The organism is Paenibacillus sp. FSL M7-0656 (assembly GCF_038003225.1).
GTDB classification, from domain to species: Bacteria; Bacillota; Bacilli; order Paenibacillales; family Paenibacillaceae; genus Paenibacillus; species Paenibacillus amylolyticus.
Map to the genome: position 1 here is coordinate 1,625,032 of NZ_JBBOOT010000001.1, position 19,353 is coordinate 1,644,384.

Sequence of the window (19,353 nt, forward strand, 5' to 3'; positions counted from 1 at the left end):
TGTGTGTATTACTGATTGGCAGCTACCGGCTCGGAGAGCAGGTTGCCCCTAATATAAAAAGTCATCGGATCGGTGATTTCCACTTGTACGAAAGTACCGATCAAATCTTTAGGTCCTTCAAAATGCACCAGCTTGTTGCTGCGTGTACGTCCTGCCAGAACTTCGGAATTCCGTTTGCTCTCGCCTTCAACGAGCACTTCAACGATTTTGCCGCGTTGCTCTTCATTGCTTCGGTGGCTGTATTCGTTGATCGTTTCGTTCAAGCGCTTCAAACGTTCCTTCTTCACTTCCATCGGTACGTTGTCTTCCATCACTGCAGCCGGTGTACCTTCACGCGGGGAATAAATAAAGGTATAGGCAAAATCATACCCTACTTCACGGACAAGGGAAAGTGTATCTTCAAACTGTTCTTCCGTTTCCCCCGGAAAACCAACAATAATATCCGTTGTTAACACAACATCCGGGATGGCCTTTTTAATTTTGTCAGCCAGCTTCAGATAGTGTTCCCGGTTATACTTGCGGCTCATACGTTTGAGTACTTCTGAACTGCCAGATTGCACCGGAAGATGAATGTGCTCCACCAGATTTCCGCCCTTGGCCAGCACTTCAATCAAGTGGTCATCAAAGTCACGTGGGTGACTGGTTGTAAAACGTACCCGCGGAATATCAATTTGGCGAATGGCATCCATCAAGTCACCAAAACTGTAGTTCAGGTCGGTGAAGTCCTTGCCGTACGCATTCACATTTTGACCAAGCAGCGTGATCTCCTTAAAGCCTTGTCGTGCCAAATCCCTAACTTCGGCAATGACATCTTCAGGACGACGGCTGCGTTCTTTTCCCCGCGTAAACGGAACGATGCAATATGTACAGAACTTGTCGCAGCCATACATAATATTCACCCAGCCGCGCATACCCTCACGTTTCTTCGGCAGGTTCTCAATAATGTCGCCTTCCTTGGACCATACCTCAACAACCATTTCTTTGCTGAACAACGCTTCCTGGATTAGATGTGGCAGTCGATGCACGTTATGTGTACCAAAGATCATATCCACAAAGCCATGCTTCTGCATGATTCGGTTGACGACGCCTTCTTCTTGGGACATACAACCGCATACGCCAAGTAACAATCCCGGACGTTCGAGTTTTAGCGTTTTGAGGTGACCGAGCTCACCAAATACTTTATCTTCCGCATTTTCCCGTATGGCACACGTATTGAGCAGAATAATATCAGCTTCTTTGCGATTCTCTGTAGCCTGATATCCCATAGACTCAAGGAGTCCTTTGATGGTCTCCGAGTCATGCTCGTTCATCTGACATCCATACGTATATACAATATAGTGTTTACCTTTCCCTATGTTTTTCAGTTCATCGGGAACGGCATTTTCGTAAAGCACCTGGACGTCTTCCTTGCCCCGCTGTTTCTCCTGACGATGATTGGGTTCCGATTTGATGTTAATCTCACGGCCCCGGATTCTTATCTTTTTGCTGAATTCATCTTGCGAAATTACTTTGGCATCGGAAAAATCAAAATATTGGGAGTAATCCTTTTTTGAGTCTTTAGCCATTTCCTTCGGTCACTCCTTACAGCCTCTATTAATAAAAAATCGTTCATTCATCCCTGTTCCACATGAATATCTTGCTTGGAACATTAAAAGAGCATTACAGCAAATTATAGCATGAATTGGGCTGTAGTTCCACATCCAAAGCGCATCTCCCTTCGTATAATCCGAAACATGCCATGCTCAGAAGAGCACTCAGAAAACACAAAAACCTGAGCCTTGCCGTCAGGGCTGGAATTAACCGGCCCCTGTTGGCTGTGCTCAGGTTTATATGTTATTCAGACCGTCATAATTGGGGGCTGAAGCTATTACATGTTATTAATCGATGATTTCAGCAGTGTCGCCATTACGAGCGCCAGCAGCGTTAGCTTCATCTGTATCAATATGCATGTCCAGTGCAAAAGAATCGGATACACGAGCCAGTACATTTTCCAGTACCAGACCACGATCTCCACCCAGACGAACTTTCAACATTTGTTTGTCCTCGATACCCCACTTAGCAGCATCAGAAGTATGGAAGTGAATGTGACGAGCAGCAACGATAACACCTTTATCAATCGTAACTTCGCCAGCAGGACCTTTAATTGTGATTCCTGGTGTACCTTCAATGCTTCCAGATTCACGTACAGGTGCTTTAACACCAATCGCAAATGAATCTGTCATGGAGATCTCCAGTTGCGTTTCAGGGCGAACAGGTCCAAGGATACGCACTTTATCAAACTGTCCTTTCGAACCAATTACCGCTACAGTTTCGTTAGCAGCGTATTGGCCAGGCTGGGACAGAGGTTTAAATTCAGTCAGTTCATAACCTTTGCCAAACAGAATTTCAACGTGCTCTTGGGATACATGAATGTGACGGGCAGATACGCCCACAGGTACTGTTTTACTCATTGTAAATTCACTCCTTGTTTATCTATGGCCTGTACTCAGGCTCTTAACAATCCAATGGTATTATACCCCTTTTTGGAGTGAAATGAAAACGAACTGGTGAAAATTCATGAAATACACTTATTTCACAATCATTCCACTCCTTTATTTGGAAAACAAGCTTCATTCAACCCATTCTGTCCCACAGACCACTTCACTATTTCACGGAAGCCCCCTTTATCTTTGGATTACTCTCTGGCAAGTGTTCCCCCAGATAACTCATTGCATTCTCCCACAACCAGCCACGAACCAGATGTTCATCATAATGTTTGAGCAGGATTTCCGTCAGTCTCGGATAGTGCCCTGAGTGTTCAAGTCTCTGAATATACATTGAAATTCCATCAAAATCAGACCCCATCATCAGATGATGCTGCCCGCCGAGAGAACAGATCTGCTCGATATGAGGCAGCAGGTCCTCTATACGTACTTCACCCTCCTGCTTTACAAACCAGGGAACAAACGTCAGTCCAATCCGCCCTTCCCGGGCAATAATAGCCTGAATCTGATCATCTTTCAGATTACGCACATGGGGACATACGCTATAACTGTTGGAGTGAGAGGCGATAAAAGGACGTTTACTCAAGTCAGCCAGTTCCCAAAACCCTTTCTCCGTGAGATGTGACACATCCAGCAGCATTCCGATTTCATTACACTGGCGCACCAGTTCCTTCCCCTTCTCGGTCAGACCTGCTCCACGCTTCTCCATGACTCCGTCAGCCGCCCAATTGGCATAATTCCACGTTAGTCCAATAATTCGAACGCCCATCTGATAACATAACTCCAGATAGAACAGGTTGCCCTCCAGGCCATCCACACCCTCCAGTGTGATTAATCCCCACAGGCCCTCTGTTTGCCCCATCTGAGCCACCTGTTCACGCCATAACAACGTCTGTGTGCCGCCAGGCCGCTCCTGACTTCTCTCCACACGTCTACGATAAATCTCCAACTGCCCCATCACATGTTCAAACTTGCCTCTGCCAAGCACTTCGGGTAAATAGATGGCGAACGCCTGCAATTCTACATTCCCCTCTTTCAAACGTTGCAAGTTCACATCCAGTTGTGGAGCATTTTCAAATGAAAGGGCAGGCTGCATCAAAATTTTGCTCAGTGCATCACAGTGAAAATCAGCTACACGCCAATCAGACATGGACATCTTAAACCCTCCTCAATATGTGATTGCAAAAAAACGCAAAAAAACCTGTCTACATCGTAAACAGGTTCAATGCATACTGCATGTATTATCTGGGCTCCACAATCAGCTTAATGGCCGTTCGGTCCTCGCCGTCGATCACAATGTCTGTAAAAGCTGGAATACAAATCAGGTCAACTCCGCTTGGTGCTACAAATCCCCGGGCTATCGCTACCGCTTTAATGGCTTGGTTCAGTGCTCCCGCTCCAATTGCCTGCAGTTCAGCATTTCCACGTTCACGAAGAACCCCTGCAAGAGCGCCGGCTACAGAATTAGGATTGGACTTTGCTGAAACTTTTAATACATCCATGGTAAGTACCTCCCTGGGAATGTTGAAAGTTTGTTTCCACTTACTAGATGTTATTCGCGAGAGGCAAAAAAATTCCTTCTTTTTAGACGGGTTTCCCTGCAAATTGGGACAATACCCCTATTCCATGCGCCACTCGTCCTCCGTCAGACGAATTTTTTCGATGCGTGTTGCCGCACCTGTGGCTTCATCAATTTCAACAAAAACACCATGGAAGTGCCATTTGCCATCATCTACAACGAAACGTACAGGTAGCTGGGTGTAGAACTTACGCAGCACGGCCTCACGCTCCATACCCAATATGCCGTCACGAGGTCCTACCATGCCCGCATCCGTCAAGTAAGCTGTTCCTCCAGGCAAAATCCGATCATCATTACTCTGTACATGCGTATGTGTACCTACAACAAGAGACGCACGTCCATCCAGATGCCATCCCATGGCAATCTTTTCTGACGTTGCTTCAGCATGCATATCGACCAAAATACATTTATGGTCTTGGCGCAGCTCATCTACAATTTCATCAGCTACACGGAATGGACAATCCAGAGCAGGCAGGAACGTTCTTCCTTGAAGATTGACAATCGCTAGCTCTTTCCCTTCGCCTTTGACAACCGTGTACCCTCGTCCTGGTGTGCCTGGTGGAAAGTTCGCTGGACGAATCATGCGGGGCTCATCATCTATAAAATCAAAAATATCCTTATTGTCCCAAGTATGATTACCAAGTGTAATACCATGTACACCCCAGTTGAAAAACTCATTTGCGATTGCACCGGTAATACCACGACCTGCTGCCGCATTTTCACCATTCACAATCACCACATGTGGCTTATACTTCGATTTCAGATACGGTAAATTTTCCTTTAATGCCTTACGTCCCACGTTACCTACAATGTCACCAATAAACAAAACTTTCATTGATTACTGCCTCCTCAATTCCTGCAAAGTCCTCTTACTTCAAATGTTGAACCTTTGCAGGACTCTATCTCATGCTCCATGATGTGTAGTTGCCTTTTAACAGGCTTTCAACAGGAAAAGTGGCCCACTACTGCGGCCACTTTTCCGTAATGCTCTATTTTGCGTATTCAACCGCACGGGTTTCCCGGATGACGGTGACTTTGATGTGACCCGGATAGTCGAGTTCATTCTCAATCATCTTCGTGATGTCACGGGCTAAGCGGAAGGCTTCAGCATCATCGATCTTCTCAGGCTGTACCATAACGCGAACTTCGCGTCCGGCCTGAATGGCGTACGATTTCTCGACACCTTCGAAGGACTCTGAGATTTCTTCCAGCTTCTCCAGTCGTTTGATATACGTTTCCAGCGTTTCGCGGCGTGCGCCTGGTCTTGCTGCGGAGAGCGCATCTGCTGCGCCAACCAACATGGCAATGACCGAAGTCGCTTCGCAATCTCCGTGATGGGACGCGATACTGTTGATTACAACCGGATGTTCTTTGTATTTCTTCGCCAGTTCCACGCCAATTTCGACGTGTGATCCTTCCACTTCGTGATCCAGCGCTTTACCGATGTCATGCAATAGACCTGCACGTCTTGCCAGAGTTACGTCTTCTCCCAGTTCGCCAGCCATCAGTCCAGCCAGATAAGCGACTTCCATGGAATGTTTCAAGACGTTCTGACCGTAACTTGTACGGAACTTCAACCGGCCCAAAATTTTGATCAGATCCGGATGCAGACCATGCACGCCCACTTCAAAGGTAGCTTGCTCACCGTATTCACGGATGCGCTCATCCACTTCTTTGCGGGATTTCTCAACCATCTCTTCAATCCGTGCCGGGTGAATACGTCCATCAGCCACCAGTTTCTCCAGGGCAGTACGGGCGATTTCACGGCGAATCGGGTCAAAGCCCGACAGAATAACAGCTTCTGGCGTATCATCGATAATGAGGTCAATCCCTGTAAGGGTTTCAAGCGCACGGATGTTACGTCCTTCACGACCGATAATCCGGCCTTTCATTTCTTCATTTGGCAGGGTAACAACAGATACCGTTGTTTCCGCTACGTGGTCAGCCGCACAACGTTGGATGGCGAGTGTAATAATCTCGCGGGACTTTTTGTCCGCTTCTTCCTTCGCTTGTTGTTCAATGTCCTTGATCATTTGAGCCGTCTCATGACGAACTTCCTGTTCTACGTTGGACAGTATGATACTGCGTGCGTCTTCCATGGTGAGGTTGGATATACGTTCCAACTCTGTCACCTGGTTTTTGTAAATCATTTCGATCTGCTGCTGAGTCTCATCAATTCGTTTCTCTTTGTTAGCCACTTGCTCTTCTTTACGTTCGAGTGATTCCAATTTTTTATCCAGCGACTCTTCTTTTTGCAACAATCGTCTTTCTTGTCGTTGAATTTCATTCCGACGTTCACGAGTGTCTTTTTCAGCTTCAGCGCGAATGCGATGGATTTCATCCTTCGCCTCCAGCACCGTTTCTTTCTTCAGTGCTTCTGCCTCTTTCTTCGCGTTCTCCACGATTTGTACGGCAGCTTGTTCCGCACTAGAGATTTTAGCCTCTGCAAGAGATTTGCGAATAAAATATCCTACTCCGAACCCAATGAATAGCGCGGCTGCAACGAGAGCGATCGTGATTGCAATTTCCATACTGTTCACCTCCTCGTTGGTTCCTCCAAGGCATTCCTTGGGTCAATTTGCAGTTTTCAAACCTTACATATGTTTGGGAATAACGAATACTCACGGCGATCCCCCGCCGATTTTCATTTCACATGTACATGTTTCCACGTACTATTCACTGTTTCCAGCGAACCCATAATTAAGAATGGTATAAATCTTAAGAAACCGAAACCGCTTTTTTGGAAGGAAAAAGGGTTGTCCATTTCTTACAGACTCATGTCCATTTTAGTATTTGACGAAAGAAATTGTCAAGAGAATGCAGTATAGAGACTCTAGTCTGCTAATCCCATAACAACGCTTCGTCATCTTCAGGGTCCCCAGCCTCATCTTCTTCAATTAAACAATTCACGACCCGGCGCACCATATCCATTGAAAAACCACGTCTCATTAGGAAGGGAAGCGTTTTATTTTTCTTCTCTTTGACGTCCCCTTTGACCTGATTCCATTTTTTTCGTCCGGCACTCAAGGCAGTCTCAAATTCCGCATCTGTACTGATCCCTTCTAGTGCCTCAACAATGAGATCATTGGCAATGCCCTTTTGACGCAGCTCTTGCCTTATCCACAGTTTTCCCTTCCGCTTGCCCTCCATACGCTGTCTTGTCCATTCCTTCGCAAATAGATCGTCATCCACCAGGTTCTCCCGCTCAAGCCGATCCAGCGCCTCTTCAATCAAAGGTGCAGCAAACTCCTTCTGACGAAGTTTCTGACTTAATTCATGGCGCGTACGTGGCTTATGCTCCAAAAAACGCAGAGACTGTGCATACGTCCGCTGTCGCTCGTCAGCTACAATGATTTCCTCCAGATCCTTCTTCATAAACGTATTACCTTGAGTCATCCTGTATTTAATCATCACATCTTCAAGAACCGTAATGGAGTGGATGCCAAAAGTGATTCGATAACGAGCTTGCCTGCTCTTCGTTCGTTCTACACGTGTAATAATAAGTTCTTCGTTGTCCGGAAATTGGGATAGGCCATCCTGTTCTGCTTCTTCATATAAATCCTCGTCATGTTGATCCATTCTGGTCTCCCCTTTCATAACAAATTTCATTCTGACTACACCAAACACACCTTCACATAAGACAAAGAACACCAATAACACAAAAGACCGGGAACTCTGCCCGGCCTTTACTCCACAGTTAGCGTGCTAACAGCCCCTGTCCATTGGGACAGGGGCTGTTAGACAGCACGAGTACTCCCACTACAATCCATTATCCAGATTGATCCAAGCTCAATCAGATAAGTTTACGGAGCCAGTGGGGAACACCCTCAGGATCCTCCCTACAAGGGAGGTTTTGAGAGATTACTCGTTGATTTCAAACAATTCTTGTTCTTCTGCTGCTTCTTTTTGCTGCTCTTCACTCGTTGGCGCAGGAACTGCAGTAACCAAGTTACTGGCTACACGAATTTTTTGTTCAATGATGTCAGCAATATCTTTATGCTCTTTCATGAACTGCTTTGCGTTCTCACGGCCTTGTCCTAAACGCTCGCCTTCGTAAGAGTACCATGCACCACTTTTATTAACGATGTCCAGCTCTGTACCAATGTCAATGATACTGCCTTCTCTCGAGATACCCTCGCCATACATGATATCCACTTCCGCTTGTTTAAACGGAGGTGCCACTTTGTTTTTCACAACTTTAATACGTGTACGGTTACCAATCATGTCATTGCCTGATTTGATACTCTCAATACGACGCACATCCAGACGTACTGTGGAATAAAACTTCAGAGCACGACCACCAGGTGTTGTTTCCGGGTTACCAAACATAACGCCGACTTTCTCACGAAGCTGGTTAATGAAGATTGCGATTGTTTTGGATTTGCTGATTGCACCAGACAGTTTACGCAGCGCCTGAGACATCAAACGCGCTTGCAAACCAACGTGTGAATCGCCCATTTCGCCTTCAATCTCTGCTTTTGGAACCAATGCGGCTACAGAGTCAATAACGACAATATCTACTGCACCACTGCGTACAAGAGCTTCTGCAATTTCCAGCCCTTGCTCACCCGTATCTGGCTGAGACAGAAGCAATTCATCAATATTAACACCAAGTTTGCTTGCGTATTGTGGGTCAAGAGCATGCTCGGCATCGATAAATGCAGCTTGTCCACCCGCTCTTTGTACTTCAGCGATAGCATGCAATGCTACGGTTGTTTTACCAGAGGATTCAGGTCCATATATTTCAACAATACGGCCTTTAGGCAAGCCGCCTGTTCCTAATGCAATATCCAAAGCCAAGGAACCGCTGGGAATAATTTCCACATTCATATGAGTGGACTCACCCAGTTTCATGATGGATCCTTTACCAAATTGCTTCTCTATTTGACGGAGCGCCATATCAAGCGCGGCACGACGGTCTGACAATAAGCTCACACCCTTTACTGTTTATAAGATAATGATACCTTGTTTTAACACGTTTGCCAAGCTTTTTTTCGAACATACATTCGTTTTTTTTGTAAAGGCCGAGGCGCCTCTTCCTCAAGGAAACTTTCCATTAAACAGAAAAAAGAACCGTAAACAAGGCTGTAAAGCCTAATTCTACGGTTCTTCCGTCTTCCTTAATTATACTTGCTTGGAACTGTAAATGCAATCGAAGCTATTAACTAATCAATCCATCGCCACAAGTTTTTGCCATAAGCGATATAGAATTGCTTTGGCTGAACGAATGCGAACCGTCTCGCGATTACCATTAATACGCAGCTCATGAATATCCGTCTCTTTTCCACGTTCAGCAAGAGCGATGAAGACAAGTCCGGGTGGTTTGCGTTCCGAATATCCCGGTCCAGCTACACCGGTAACAGCCAAGCCAAAATCAGCATCACCAATCATGCGGACCTGCTCAGCAAGCACTTTTGCAACCTCAGGACTTACCGCCCCAGGTGCATCTTCACCCTCCAGATAATCATGAGGCACATTCAGCAGCTTTTCTTTAATTTCATTGGAGTAACAAACAATACCACCTTTGAGCATTGATGCGCTTCCGGGTACAGAGGTCAGACTTTGCATGACAAGCCCTCCTGTACAGCTCTCAGCAGCGCTGAGCGTCAGCCCCATGTCAGACATCATGGTTACAATCGTGTACTCTATAGGTACATCCTCGTTCGCGTAGAGATGTTCTGTCAAACGCTCCCGAATCTGAACCTCCATCGCATCCAGCTTCAGCTTCGCCTCTCCCTCACTCGCAGCCTTTGTGGAGACGCGTACCGTAACTTCGCCTTCGCTCGCGTAAGGAGCAATCGTAGGGTCTGTCTGCGCGTCAATCAGATCCAGAAGTCGATCTTCAAGAGCAGATTCACCAATACCTGCGAATTTGAGCATTCGGGAATAGATCGGCATCTCTTCTGTGAGTACATGCTGGAACAGCCAAGGTTTGACTTCCTGTTCAAACATTGGAATCAACTCTTTAGGTGGTCCAGGCATCACAACATAATATTTGTCATTGTCAGAAATCGCATTTCCTGCCGCCAGGCCCGTTTCATTGGCCAGAGGTGTTCCGCCATCAATAACGATCGCCTGACGTCGGTTATTCTCTGTCATATCCACATTACGATCTCTGAAAAAGCTCTCAATTTTGTCCATTGCCATTCGATCTGTATGCAGTTTCCGGTTAAGAACAGCTGCGAGCGCATCCTTGGTCAGATCATCTTGGGTAGGTCCGATGCCACCGGAAAATAAAATAACGTCTGCACGGCTCTGCGCAATGCGAATAGCTTCACTAAGTCGGTTCAGGTTATCCCCAACCACCGTTTGGAAATATACATCGATCCCCATCGCAGCCAATTCACGGGATAGGTATCTGGCATTGGTATTGACGATTTGTCCAAGCAGTAGCTCTGTGCCAACTGCAATGATTTCTGCCTTCATTGAGCATCCTCCTGTACACGTGGTGAGTGATCAAAGGGCAATAGGATAATTTCCTATTGCCCCTGACCCAATGCTTCCTTCATGATTACCCATTTAAGAACAAACCATTATGCTTTTGTTAAATGAAGCAGGTTTTTGTTTTTGATAAAGTAATCGATACCCGACCAGATGGTAATAAGCGCTGCTGCCCATACCGCGATAATATCGACGTGAATACCCGTGTATGAAAACGGGAAATTGTTCAACAGCAACAGCACAATCGCCACAATCTGCACTACAGTCTTCAGCTTGCCCCAAGCACTGGCGGCAACAACCGAACCATCCAGCAATGCAATTTGACGCAAGCCGGTAACTGCAAATTCACGACTAATAATCACAACTGCAATCCAGGAATCCAGCTTGCCCATCTCCACAAGCGAGATCAAAACTGCAGTAACCAGCAGCTTGTCTGCGAGTGGATCGAGCAGTTTCCCCAGATTGGTAACCATGTTATTTTTCCGCGCAAGGTATCCGTCAATTCCATCTGTGCTTGCGGCGATGATAAAAATAACAGCAGCAATCAGTTGATTATACGGAAGCGACAAGCTTCCAAGCTGCAACGGCTCTGGATAAAATGGAAAATCCACGAGCAGGAACACCATCAAAAAAGGGATTAAGCAAATTCGTGCAAGCGTAATCCGGTTGGGTAAATTCACAAGACGCCCTCCCTCATATCCTCCATTACTCCAAACAATCATCATAATCCCGTTATCATCATCCGGAACATGAAATGTACAGTTTCAATGTCAATCCATATTAACATGATCCCACTATGTAGAAACGCAAAAAATAAAGTCAACCGCTCAAAAGCAAAACGCTTTAAACGTTCCGGTGACTTCCAGAAGATGTACTGCTTTTCACAAAGTCAGCAAACGATGAGGACTGGACTTGATGCTTGACTGCCAGCAATGCACACTTAGTATAATATACGCCCAATACCGTGTCAAAAAAACACTTTTGCTACAAAAAGGCCTTATTACTTGAAATTTGTATATTGCAAATCCAGAGGCAGGTTAGCACCATTTAGCAACTGCATGACAGCTTGCAAATCATTTTTACTCTTACCAGTTACCCGAAGTTGATCTCCCTGAATCTGACTCTTCACCTTCATCTTGGAATCCCGAATCAGGATATTGATTTTCTTGGCGATGTCCTGATCAATCCCCTGTTTAAAATTCAAACGCTGGCGGACTGTACCAGAAGACGCTGGCTCTACCTTTGCGTAATCAATGTTTTTCAATGGTAGACCACGCTTCGCCATTTTGGATTGAAGCACGTCAATGACAGCCTTGAGTTTGGTCTCATCATCAGATACGATCGTTAACGCATCCTTATCCAGTTTCAGGCTGCTCTTGCTGCCCTTGAAGTCATAACGAGCGCCAATTTCTTTCTCGGTTTGTGTAACGGCATTTGTCAGTTCTTGCAAGTCCATTTTGGACACGATATCAAATGAATTTTCTGAGCTCAAACCAGTCACCCTTTCAGTTAATCGTATGTTCTGTAACATTATAGAGGATACCTTAAGCAAAAGTCTAATTTCAAGCTGTTTTACACAAAGAAAAAAGCATTTTTGGCTTCCACTTCAAGTGGCTGCCAAAAATGCTTGCTGGTCCAGCTTCCAACCTAATAGCGGCTGCGGTTGGGCTGTCTGAACATATCGAGCACACCCAAAAGTACATGTGCAAGTCCAAAACCCAATATTCCGTAACCCCAAGCACTTGGAGTCAGGTAATAACCCAGGAGGCTGACAATGATCCCTAAACCTGTTACGATCCAGCTGACTGTCACAGCCATCCACCTCACTTCACCAAAAGTTAACTGCAAGTTAAGACACGGTTATTGTCTCCTGCAGTTGACCCGGTTATTCGCTACCCGTGGTACCTCCTGTACCGTCCGTTGATCCATTTTCGACACCTGTGGAAGTAGTACCACTACTGTCTTCACCAAGCTTCAAACGGATCCGATTGGTCGCCTTGCCATCCGTTACAACTTGCCCGCCAACTTCAATCGTGGTCGCTGCAGCGTAACCAGACTTAATATACATGCCTACACTATCCAACTCAAAGGTATAGCTGTCACCTTCGGCTGTGTTACCATACTCCAACTTCTCTCCACTGGAGTTTTCGCCTTTATACACTTCCAGCCAGCTATTACCTGTTGCTTTGATCGTAACCGTTACAGGTTGCCCTGCACTACCGTTAACTTTAAAGTTCGTAATATTCCCTGATTTCCCATCTTCTGCAACAGTCACATTAGACGGTGAATTGTCAGTTGGTTTTTCCTCAGTTTCATCCGTCTGTCCGTCCGTTTGGCCATCAGTTTGGCCATCCGTCTGTCCTTCAGTGTCTGTACCGCCACCATTACCCCCAGCGTCGCCCTCACCAGTACCGTCAGTACCTGAATCTGTCGCAGGCGGATTAGATGCCTGTCCGTTGTCAGCAGGTGGATCCGGTTTATCCTCAGGCTGTTGTTGACTGTCTGTAATTTTGACCTGATCAAGACCCGGATTATCTGATTCATCACCATTGTTATACACCACGTATACATACAACAGTACTACGATCAAAACAGGGAATGTCCACATCAACGCGACAGACATCCATCGATTACTACGCTCAACCGGACGGCTGGAACGCTTCTGAATAACCGGTTCCATCGTTGCTTCCGTCTCTTCTTCGGGTACGTCTTTTTTGTGTCCCTCCAGCAGCTCATCAGGGTTCAGTCCCACGGTCTCCGCATAGGTTTTGATGAAAGCACGCACATAGAAGCTACCCGGCAGCACTTTATAGTCTCCTGCTTCTATGGCCTCCAGATACCTCTTGCGAATTTTTGTCATTTCCTGTACATCGTCAAGACTCATCCCTTTTTGCAGCCGGGCCTCCCTTAACTGCTGACCCAGTTCAGACATGCCATCTCCTCCTTATGTTTATCTCTTGAGTTGTTGCTAATCTATTCCATGATTCCGTACGGTTCCTTACAATTCATCGGTGTAGCTAGCCGTAAACGTATCATAAATAATCTCTTCATTGGGAATGTTACGCAATTCAATAATAATATCAAAATCATTAAAATCATATTCGGATTCCTGTACAAAAATATCCGGATGTTCAATAACTTTGGTGCTAGGCATGGACATAATATCCTGCAACAGGTTGTAATGCCGCTCACTGGAACGAATCGTACTTACAATTCCGTCAATGATGAAGACATTGTTTGGGTTCAATTCGTCTTCGGACATTTGACTCCTTATCGTCTGACGAAGAAGTGTGGAGGAAACAAACGTCCATCGCTTCATTGCACATACGCTGCCCGCAATAATAGACTCCGTTTTGCCAACACGAGGCATTCCGCGCAAACCGATGACCTGATTGCCTTCCCTCTTAAATACTTCACCCAAAAAGTCCACAAGTAACCCAAGTTCATCTCGTGTGAAACGAAATGTCTTGCGATCATCCGAGTCACGGTCAATGTATCTGCCATGACGTACGGCCAAAATATCCACCAATTTAGGCTGCCGCAAAGCCGATACGGTGATGCTGTTTACTTTGCCAAGCATTTCACCAAGCAAACGGATTTTTTCATCATCATCCGATTCAAGCAACATGCCTCGAGTTTTGCCTTCAACACCGTTAATGGTCAATATATTCACTTCAAGCATCCCCAGCATAGAGGCAATATCGCCTAACAAACCGGGTCTGTTCTTATGTATTTTATATTCCATGTACCATTGTTTAGATTCCATTTCAACACCCCGTAATGCATTATTCCCCATTATTCGACAGCAACAGAACATATCCACTGGACAACAATCTGAGACATCTTCTAAAAATGGGTCACGTTAATGATATATAAAATGAAAATGAATTACAAGAACAGCTCTGTAATCCGTTTGTAATCATTAGAGAAAAGCCCCCTTGCGGGAGCTCTTCATCTGTAATCTTATGCGTTTTGTTTGGCCAATTTGACCATCAGGCACGCAATCGTACGACGCTCATCAGCATCGCCGACATCCCATAACTCTTTCAATGCCCGGTTGGAATGGTTCGCCGGATCGACTTTCTCATCAAGGAAGTCGCCGATTTCATACGCAAGTTTGTTGATGGTTTCTTCACTCATCCCCATCTTCTCTGCTTGCAGTACGCGGTCACCCAGGAACTTCTTCCATGTGTCAAAACTGGAGAGCACTGTTTTTTCTGTTGACATGATAAATCCTCCTTAGATGACGCATGAGATTTAAAATCAACAGTTGTAATATGTGCTTTCGAGGCATTTTATATACGAGCATTTTGAAAATAATCCGGAAGACGACTGCTTCTCAGCAACCTTCACCTGGTTCGTTCACAGCCAGTCAAGTTTTCTTGCTTTTTTTACGTTAACCAACCGCCATTTGGACTGATGATCTGCCCATTGATATAACCCGATTCAGGGAGGGCCAAAAAATAAACCAATGATGAGATTTCATCAGGTTGAGCAAGTCTTCCTGCCGGAATTTCCTCTTCCAGCATCTTCAGTTCACTCTGATCCAGATGGTTCAGCATGGATGTTTGGACGGCACCAGGAGCAACGGCATTTACGGTTACTCCGGAAGGTGCGAGTTCTTTCGCAAGCGCTTTGGTGAATGCATTCACCCCACCTTTGGTTGTAGAATACAGCACCTCACAAGAAGCACCAGACAGTCCCCAGATCGACGATACATTAATGATCCGTCCGTACCTTTGGGAGATCATGTGAGGCATCATTTCCTGTGTACACATAAACGTGCCTTTGAGGTTAATCGCCATCACTTCATCCCAGATCTCCTCTGTAACATCAGCCAACATCCCATAGTGCGAGATTCCTGCGTTGTTCACAAGGATATCTGGCATGAGATTGTGCGACTCCAGCTTCTCACGCATACGCTCAATCTGTTCCCGGCTGCGAAGATCCGCAGACACGGTCATGATTTTTCCGTTGCCTTGTTCCATGCACCGTCTGGCGGCTTCATTCGCTGCTTCATGCGATTTCATATAGTGTATAACAACATTCATCCCCACTCTGGCAAAGCGTTCTGCGATAGCCGCTCCGATGCCACCGCTTGCGCCAGTTACCAGTACAGTCATTTCCCCGATTGCCTTCAATTGTCCCGTTCCCCTCTCCATATCAAGGACTCACGACTAGCGATACAGCCAGATGATCCCACCGAATATGCTCTCTCAGTCTGAGATTTACATCTTCCAGTGTAATCGATTCATAGAGCGGCAGCATATTGAAAAAATCACCGCCACGGAATTGCTGACGTGTAAATTCATGCGCAATGTTCTCCGGAGAATTGAGCATACGCAAATATCCGCCTATTTTCTTTTTGCGTGCACGTTCAAAATCCGTGGAATCGAACCCTTTTTCTACAATGGCATCCACTTCTTCACGTATACGCGCGAGCAGTTGATCCGGGTCTTTTGTATCACCACCAATGGCTGAAAAAGCATATTGCGGCGAACTGTTATACTCATGTCCAAAGCTGTCCGAGATCAGATCTTCATCGTAGAGCTTCTGAAATAATCGTGTGCTTGAGCCAAATAAAAGGTCCATCATCAGCTGCGTTGTCATATCTCGCCGTAACAATTGTTCCCCGGTAAGTCCAACCTCCGTCTCCTTGAATCCAAACAGACATTTGGGCAGTGAAACAGCCAGTTTCGCTTCCCGTCTGGCTTCTCCTACCTGCTCAGGCTCCGGTTCGAAGAAACGTTGAATGCTCCCCTGTGGCTTATAATCCTTCTGCTCCTGGTTCGATCGAACCATATCAATGACTTCTTGTGGATCTACACCACCCACCACAAACAAGAGCATATTACTCGGGTGATAGAAGGTGTTATAACACTCATACAACATCTCTTTGGTAATCGTACGGATGGATTCCACCGTTCCTGCAATATCGATATGCACCGGATGTTTTTGATACATGGCTTCGATCAATCCAAAATAAACACGCCAGTCCGGATTATCAGCATACATGTCAATTTCCTGTCCAATAATGCCTTTTTCCTTTTCCACATTTTGATCCGTGAAGTAAGGATTTTGCACAAAGTCGACTAATGTTTGTATATTTTCATTCACATATTCGGTCGCTGAAAACAAATAAACCGTCTGATCAAAGCTCGTAAATGCGTTAGCTGAAGCACCATGAGACGCAAATGTTGCAAAAATATCACCTGTTGGTTCTTCAAACATTTTATGCTCCAGGAAATGAGCAATCCCATCCGGGACCTTCACTGCTTCCTGCCCTTCAACCTGAAAATGATTATCCACCGATCCATACTTGGTTGCAAACGTAGCATACGTTTTCTGGAATCCCGGTTTAGGCAAAATATACACATGCAGTCCGTTATCCATTACTTCGTAATATAGTGTCTCCTGCAAATGCTCATACCGAATGCTCTCCACCGATTATTCCTCCTTCTCGTCCCGCAAGAAATAAATCGTATCCAGACGGAATTGTTCTGCCGCCTCACGTACATCTTCCTTGCTAATATGTTCTACCTGAGCCAACAGTTCTTCAGCCGTTCTTTCTTTGCCAGACAACTGTCGATTGAAGTCATAAGCGATCATCTCAAAAGCAGAATCCTGCATTTCCTTAAGCAAGTTACGGATCATTGCTTTGGTCTGAGACATTTCCAGATCACTGATTGAGCCGCTTTTCATTTCTTCCAGTTGTTGCTTGATGATGGTGACGGCCTTCTCATAATTAGGGATTTCAATCCCGGATTGAATCGTCGCAATGCCTTTATGTCCGTCATATCTTGAAGATGCGTAATACGCCAGGCTTTCTTTTTCACGAACATTGACAAACAGTTTGGAATGAGGATAACCACCGAGAATCCCGTTGTACATTAGTGCTGCGGCATACTGAGGATCTCCATAAGTGATAGATGTACGGATTCCCATATTGAGTTTTCCCTGACTCACATTCAGTCGCTCAACAACGGTCTCCACTTCCTTATCTCCTCGAACCGCTACCTGTGTCTTGTAATCAGAGGAGGACGTTCGATCTACATTGAAATAACGCTGAACAAGGTTCTCGACCTCCTCCAGTGTCGTATCCCCTACCACGTACAGATCCATACTCGCCTGCTGCAGCCACTCCTGATAAGACGCAGTCAGTGTGTCGGGCTCAATCCCAGGCAGATCCTTTCGCTCACCCAATGGATGAAGACGGTATGGCTCGTTCTTGCACATTTCCTCGATACTGCGTTCAGCCGCATAGCGCATTTTATCATTCACGATGGACTCCAGCTTTTTCCGAACAGTCTCTCGCTCTGCTTGTACATAAGACGTCCTGAAATGTCCATTCTCCTGTGCAGGTCGTGTAAGAACCTCTCCTAGGAAGGCAAATGAACGATCCAGCAACTGCTCATCCCCTCCAACAAAGGAATCATTAATGGTATCCATTCGGAACTGTACAATCTGGTAATCCCCGCGTTTATAAACGTCAAAACCAAAACCTGCTCCATACAGATGCTCCAGTTGCTCACGAAATTGCGTTGTTTCCGGATAGGACTCCGTGCCGCGTCGCAGAACAAAAGGTGTCAGCGCTACTTTGGTTACTGTATCTTCCCGTAAGGGAACTCCTGCATATAACGATATAGCAAACGTTTTAAAACGTTTAGTCGGAAGCACATGTATACGAAACTCTCTCTTGCTACCTCGTTCGAATCCTGATGTATTCAAATGTCAAAACCCCTTTACGGCGTCATTTATCATGCAATCGTATTAAGCTAAACGTAACAACCATTTTAACCCATTCAAAAGGCAAGAAGCAACCGAAGTCACGCCTTCTGGTTGCTTCCAACATCATCACATACAAAAGATATGCTGTCCGATTGTTTTCACTTGTGGGCGGGTCCAGATCCATTTGGATGTTGCTGTCTTCGGGTTAAAATAATAGAGACATCCACCGGACGGATCCCATCCATTCAGGGCCTGCTCAACTGCCTTTTTGGCTTGTGCGTTTGGTTCCAAATAGATCTGTCCGTCCGCTACAGCCGTAAATGCACCTGGTTGAAAGATCACGCCTGAAGGCGTATTTGGAAAGCTTGGTGATTTCACGCGATTCATTATTACTGCCGCTACTGCGACTTGACCTTCAAACGGTTCACCCCGGGCTTCACCATATACAGCGTTAGCCATAATCTTGAGTTCATTCTCTGAGAGACCAAGGGCATTGGCAGATCCCATATTGTCTTGCTCTTTATCTGCCGTATTGTTGCTACCTCCACCTCCACCTGAGGATTCCTTGTGTAGCGGCGGCTCTGTTGGCGACCATTTGGTTGACGCATTGTACAGCTTGAGCTTGGTCTCAGCTCCAACCACACCATCTGCCTTCATGCCAAACTCGGATTGAAACCATTTGACGGATTTCAGTGTGCTGTTGCCAAAATTACTGTCTATTTTACCATTGTAAAATCCCAGGTACTTCAAACGACCCTGAAGCTCATATACATCCTGACCGTAACTTCCATATTTCACTGTATTGCTGCTAAACGTAGGCAAGGCCTTTTCTTCTACCTGCGGTGTACGCTCGGCTGAACTTTCAGTTGCTGTATTCTCGGGAAGCAAATAACGAATTCCCAATGCGGATATCAGCAAAATAGCAGTGAAAAGCCATAGGTTCATTTTTCGCATCGACTGTGCTCTACCTTTCTCTTGTGGGATTAACAGAATCGCTAAGGTTATTATGACAAGCCTGCTTGTTTCCTATGCACCAAAACATCCGATCTTTGGAGTAGATGGCAAAACTTCAGTCTGTTGAGCAAGCAAAAAGCCCTCAACCAATAAGGCTGAGGGCTTAAA

At 45.7% G+C, this 19,353-nt stretch carries 19 protein-coding genes; all 19 read right to left on the reverse strand.

Annotation, left to right across the window (positions count from 1 at the left end; translation table 11 throughout):
- Positions 1-8: 8 nt before the first annotated feature.
- A complete protein-coding gene (gene miaB / locus MHI01_RS06930) occupies positions 9-1,565 on the reverse strand; it encodes a tRNA (N6-isopentenyl adenosine(37)-C2)-methylthiotransferase MiaB (protein WP_036609253.1) in 1,557 nt (518 codons plus the stop codon).
- Positions 1,566-1,877: 312 nt separating this feature from the next.
- A complete protein-coding gene (gene pduL, locus MHI01_RS06935) occupies positions 1,878-2,450 on the reverse strand; it encodes a phosphate propanoyltransferase (RefSeq protein ID WP_017689107.1) in 573 nt (190 codons plus the stop codon).
- 193 nt (positions 2,451-2,643) lie between these two features.
- The gene (locus tag MHI01_RS06940; RefSeq protein ID WP_174806416.1) at positions 2,644-3,639 is read right to left on the reverse strand and encodes a dipeptidase; all 996 of its coding nucleotides are present in this window, start codon (positions 3,637-3,639) and stop codon (positions 2,644-2,646) included.
- An 85-nt stretch (positions 3,640-3,724) separates the two neighbouring features.
- Positions 3,725-3,985, reverse strand: a complete 261-nt coding sequence (locus tag MHI01_RS06945) for a stage V sporulation protein S (RefSeq protein WP_007430104.1) — start codon at positions 3,983-3,985, stop codon at positions 3,725-3,727.
- A gap of 117 nt (positions 3,986-4,102) precedes the next feature.
- Positions 4,103-4,897, reverse strand: a complete 795-nt coding sequence (locus tag MHI01_RS06950; RefSeq protein ID WP_036609256.1) for a TIGR00282 family metallophosphoesterase — start codon at positions 4,895-4,897, stop codon at positions 4,103-4,105.
- A 154-nt stretch (positions 4,898-5,051) separates the two neighbouring features.
- The gene (gene rny / locus MHI01_RS06955) at positions 5,052-6,593 is read right to left on the reverse strand and encodes a ribonuclease Y (protein ID WP_036670418.1); all 1,542 of its coding nucleotides are present in this window, start codon (positions 6,591-6,593) and stop codon (positions 5,052-5,054) included.
- Between the two features lie 310 nt (positions 6,594-6,903).
- Positions 6,904-7,641 (reverse strand): regulatory protein RecX, encoded by a 738-nt coding sequence (locus MHI01_RS06960; protein ID WP_076208863.1) that lies wholly within the window; start codon positions 7,639-7,641, stop codon positions 6,904-6,906.
- A 282-nt stretch (positions 7,642-7,923) separates the two neighbouring features.
- On the reverse strand, positions 7,924-8,988 hold the full coding sequence (gene recA / locus MHI01_RS06965) for a recombinase RecA (RefSeq protein ID WP_036609261.1): 1,065 nt from the start codon (positions 8,986-8,988) through the stop codon (positions 7,924-7,926).
- Between the two features lie 243 nt (positions 8,989-9,231).
- Positions 9,232-10,488: a competence/damage-inducible protein A gene (locus tag MHI01_RS06970; protein ID WP_340982830.1), complete on the reverse strand. Its 1,257-nt coding sequence runs from the start codon at positions 10,486-10,488 to the stop codon at positions 9,232-9,234.
- Between the two features lie 107 nt (positions 10,489-10,595).
- Positions 10,596-11,183, reverse strand: a complete 588-nt coding sequence (pgsA, locus tag MHI01_RS06975; RefSeq protein WP_017689114.1) for a CDP-diacylglycerol--glycerol-3-phosphate 3-phosphatidyltransferase — start codon at positions 11,181-11,183, stop codon at positions 10,596-10,598.
- Between the two features lie 320 nt (positions 11,184-11,503).
- On the reverse strand, positions 11,504-11,995 hold the full coding sequence (locus MHI01_RS06980) for a YajQ family cyclic di-GMP-binding protein (RefSeq protein ID WP_047842512.1): 492 nt from the start codon (positions 11,993-11,995) through the stop codon (positions 11,504-11,506).
- 155 nt (positions 11,996-12,150) lie between these two features.
- Entirely contained in the window at positions 12,151-12,321 is a 171-nt protein-coding gene (locus MHI01_RS06985) for a hypothetical protein (protein WP_017689116.1), read from the reverse strand.
- A gap of 67 nt (positions 12,322-12,388) precedes the next feature.
- Positions 12,389-13,435 carry a helix-turn-helix domain-containing protein gene (locus MHI01_RS06990; protein ID WP_340982831.1) on the reverse strand — a complete coding sequence of 349 codons (1,047 nt, stop codon included), beginning with the start codon at positions 13,433-13,435 and terminating at the stop codon, positions 12,389-12,391.
- 66 nt (positions 13,436-13,501) lie between these two features.
- Entirely contained in the window at positions 13,502-14,269 is a 768-nt protein-coding gene (locus tag MHI01_RS06995) for a DUF3388 domain-containing protein (RefSeq protein WP_036609270.1), read from the reverse strand.
- A 197-nt stretch (positions 14,270-14,466) separates the two neighbouring features.
- On the reverse strand, positions 14,467-14,730 hold the full coding sequence (locus MHI01_RS07000) for a DUF3243 domain-containing protein (RefSeq protein ID WP_017689119.1): 264 nt from the start codon (positions 14,728-14,730) through the stop codon (positions 14,467-14,469).
- A 164-nt stretch (positions 14,731-14,894) separates the two neighbouring features.
- Entirely contained in the window at positions 14,895-15,665 is a 771-nt protein-coding gene (gene ymfI / locus MHI01_RS07005) for an elongation factor P 5-aminopentanone reductase (RefSeq protein WP_339286444.1), read from the reverse strand.
- A 1-nt stretch (position 15,666) separates the two neighbouring features.
- Positions 15,667-16,947 (reverse strand): EF-P 5-aminopentanol modification-associated protein YfmH, encoded by a 1,281-nt coding sequence (gene yfmH / locus MHI01_RS07010; protein WP_339286443.1) that lies wholly within the window; start codon positions 16,945-16,947, stop codon positions 15,667-15,669.
- Positions 16,948-16,950: 3 nt separating this feature from the next.
- Positions 16,951-18,231 (reverse strand): EF-P 5-aminopentanol modification-associated protein YfmF, encoded by a 1,281-nt coding sequence (gene yfmF / locus MHI01_RS07015; RefSeq protein ID WP_340982832.1) that lies wholly within the window; start codon positions 18,229-18,231, stop codon positions 16,951-16,953.
- A 126-nt stretch (positions 18,232-18,357) separates the two neighbouring features.
- Positions 18,358-19,185 (reverse strand): spore cortex-lytic enzyme, encoded by an 828-nt coding sequence (sleB, locus tag MHI01_RS07020; RefSeq protein ID WP_340982833.1) that lies wholly within the window; start codon positions 19,183-19,185, stop codon positions 18,358-18,360.
- Between the last annotated feature and the right edge of the window lie 168 nt (positions 19,186-19,353).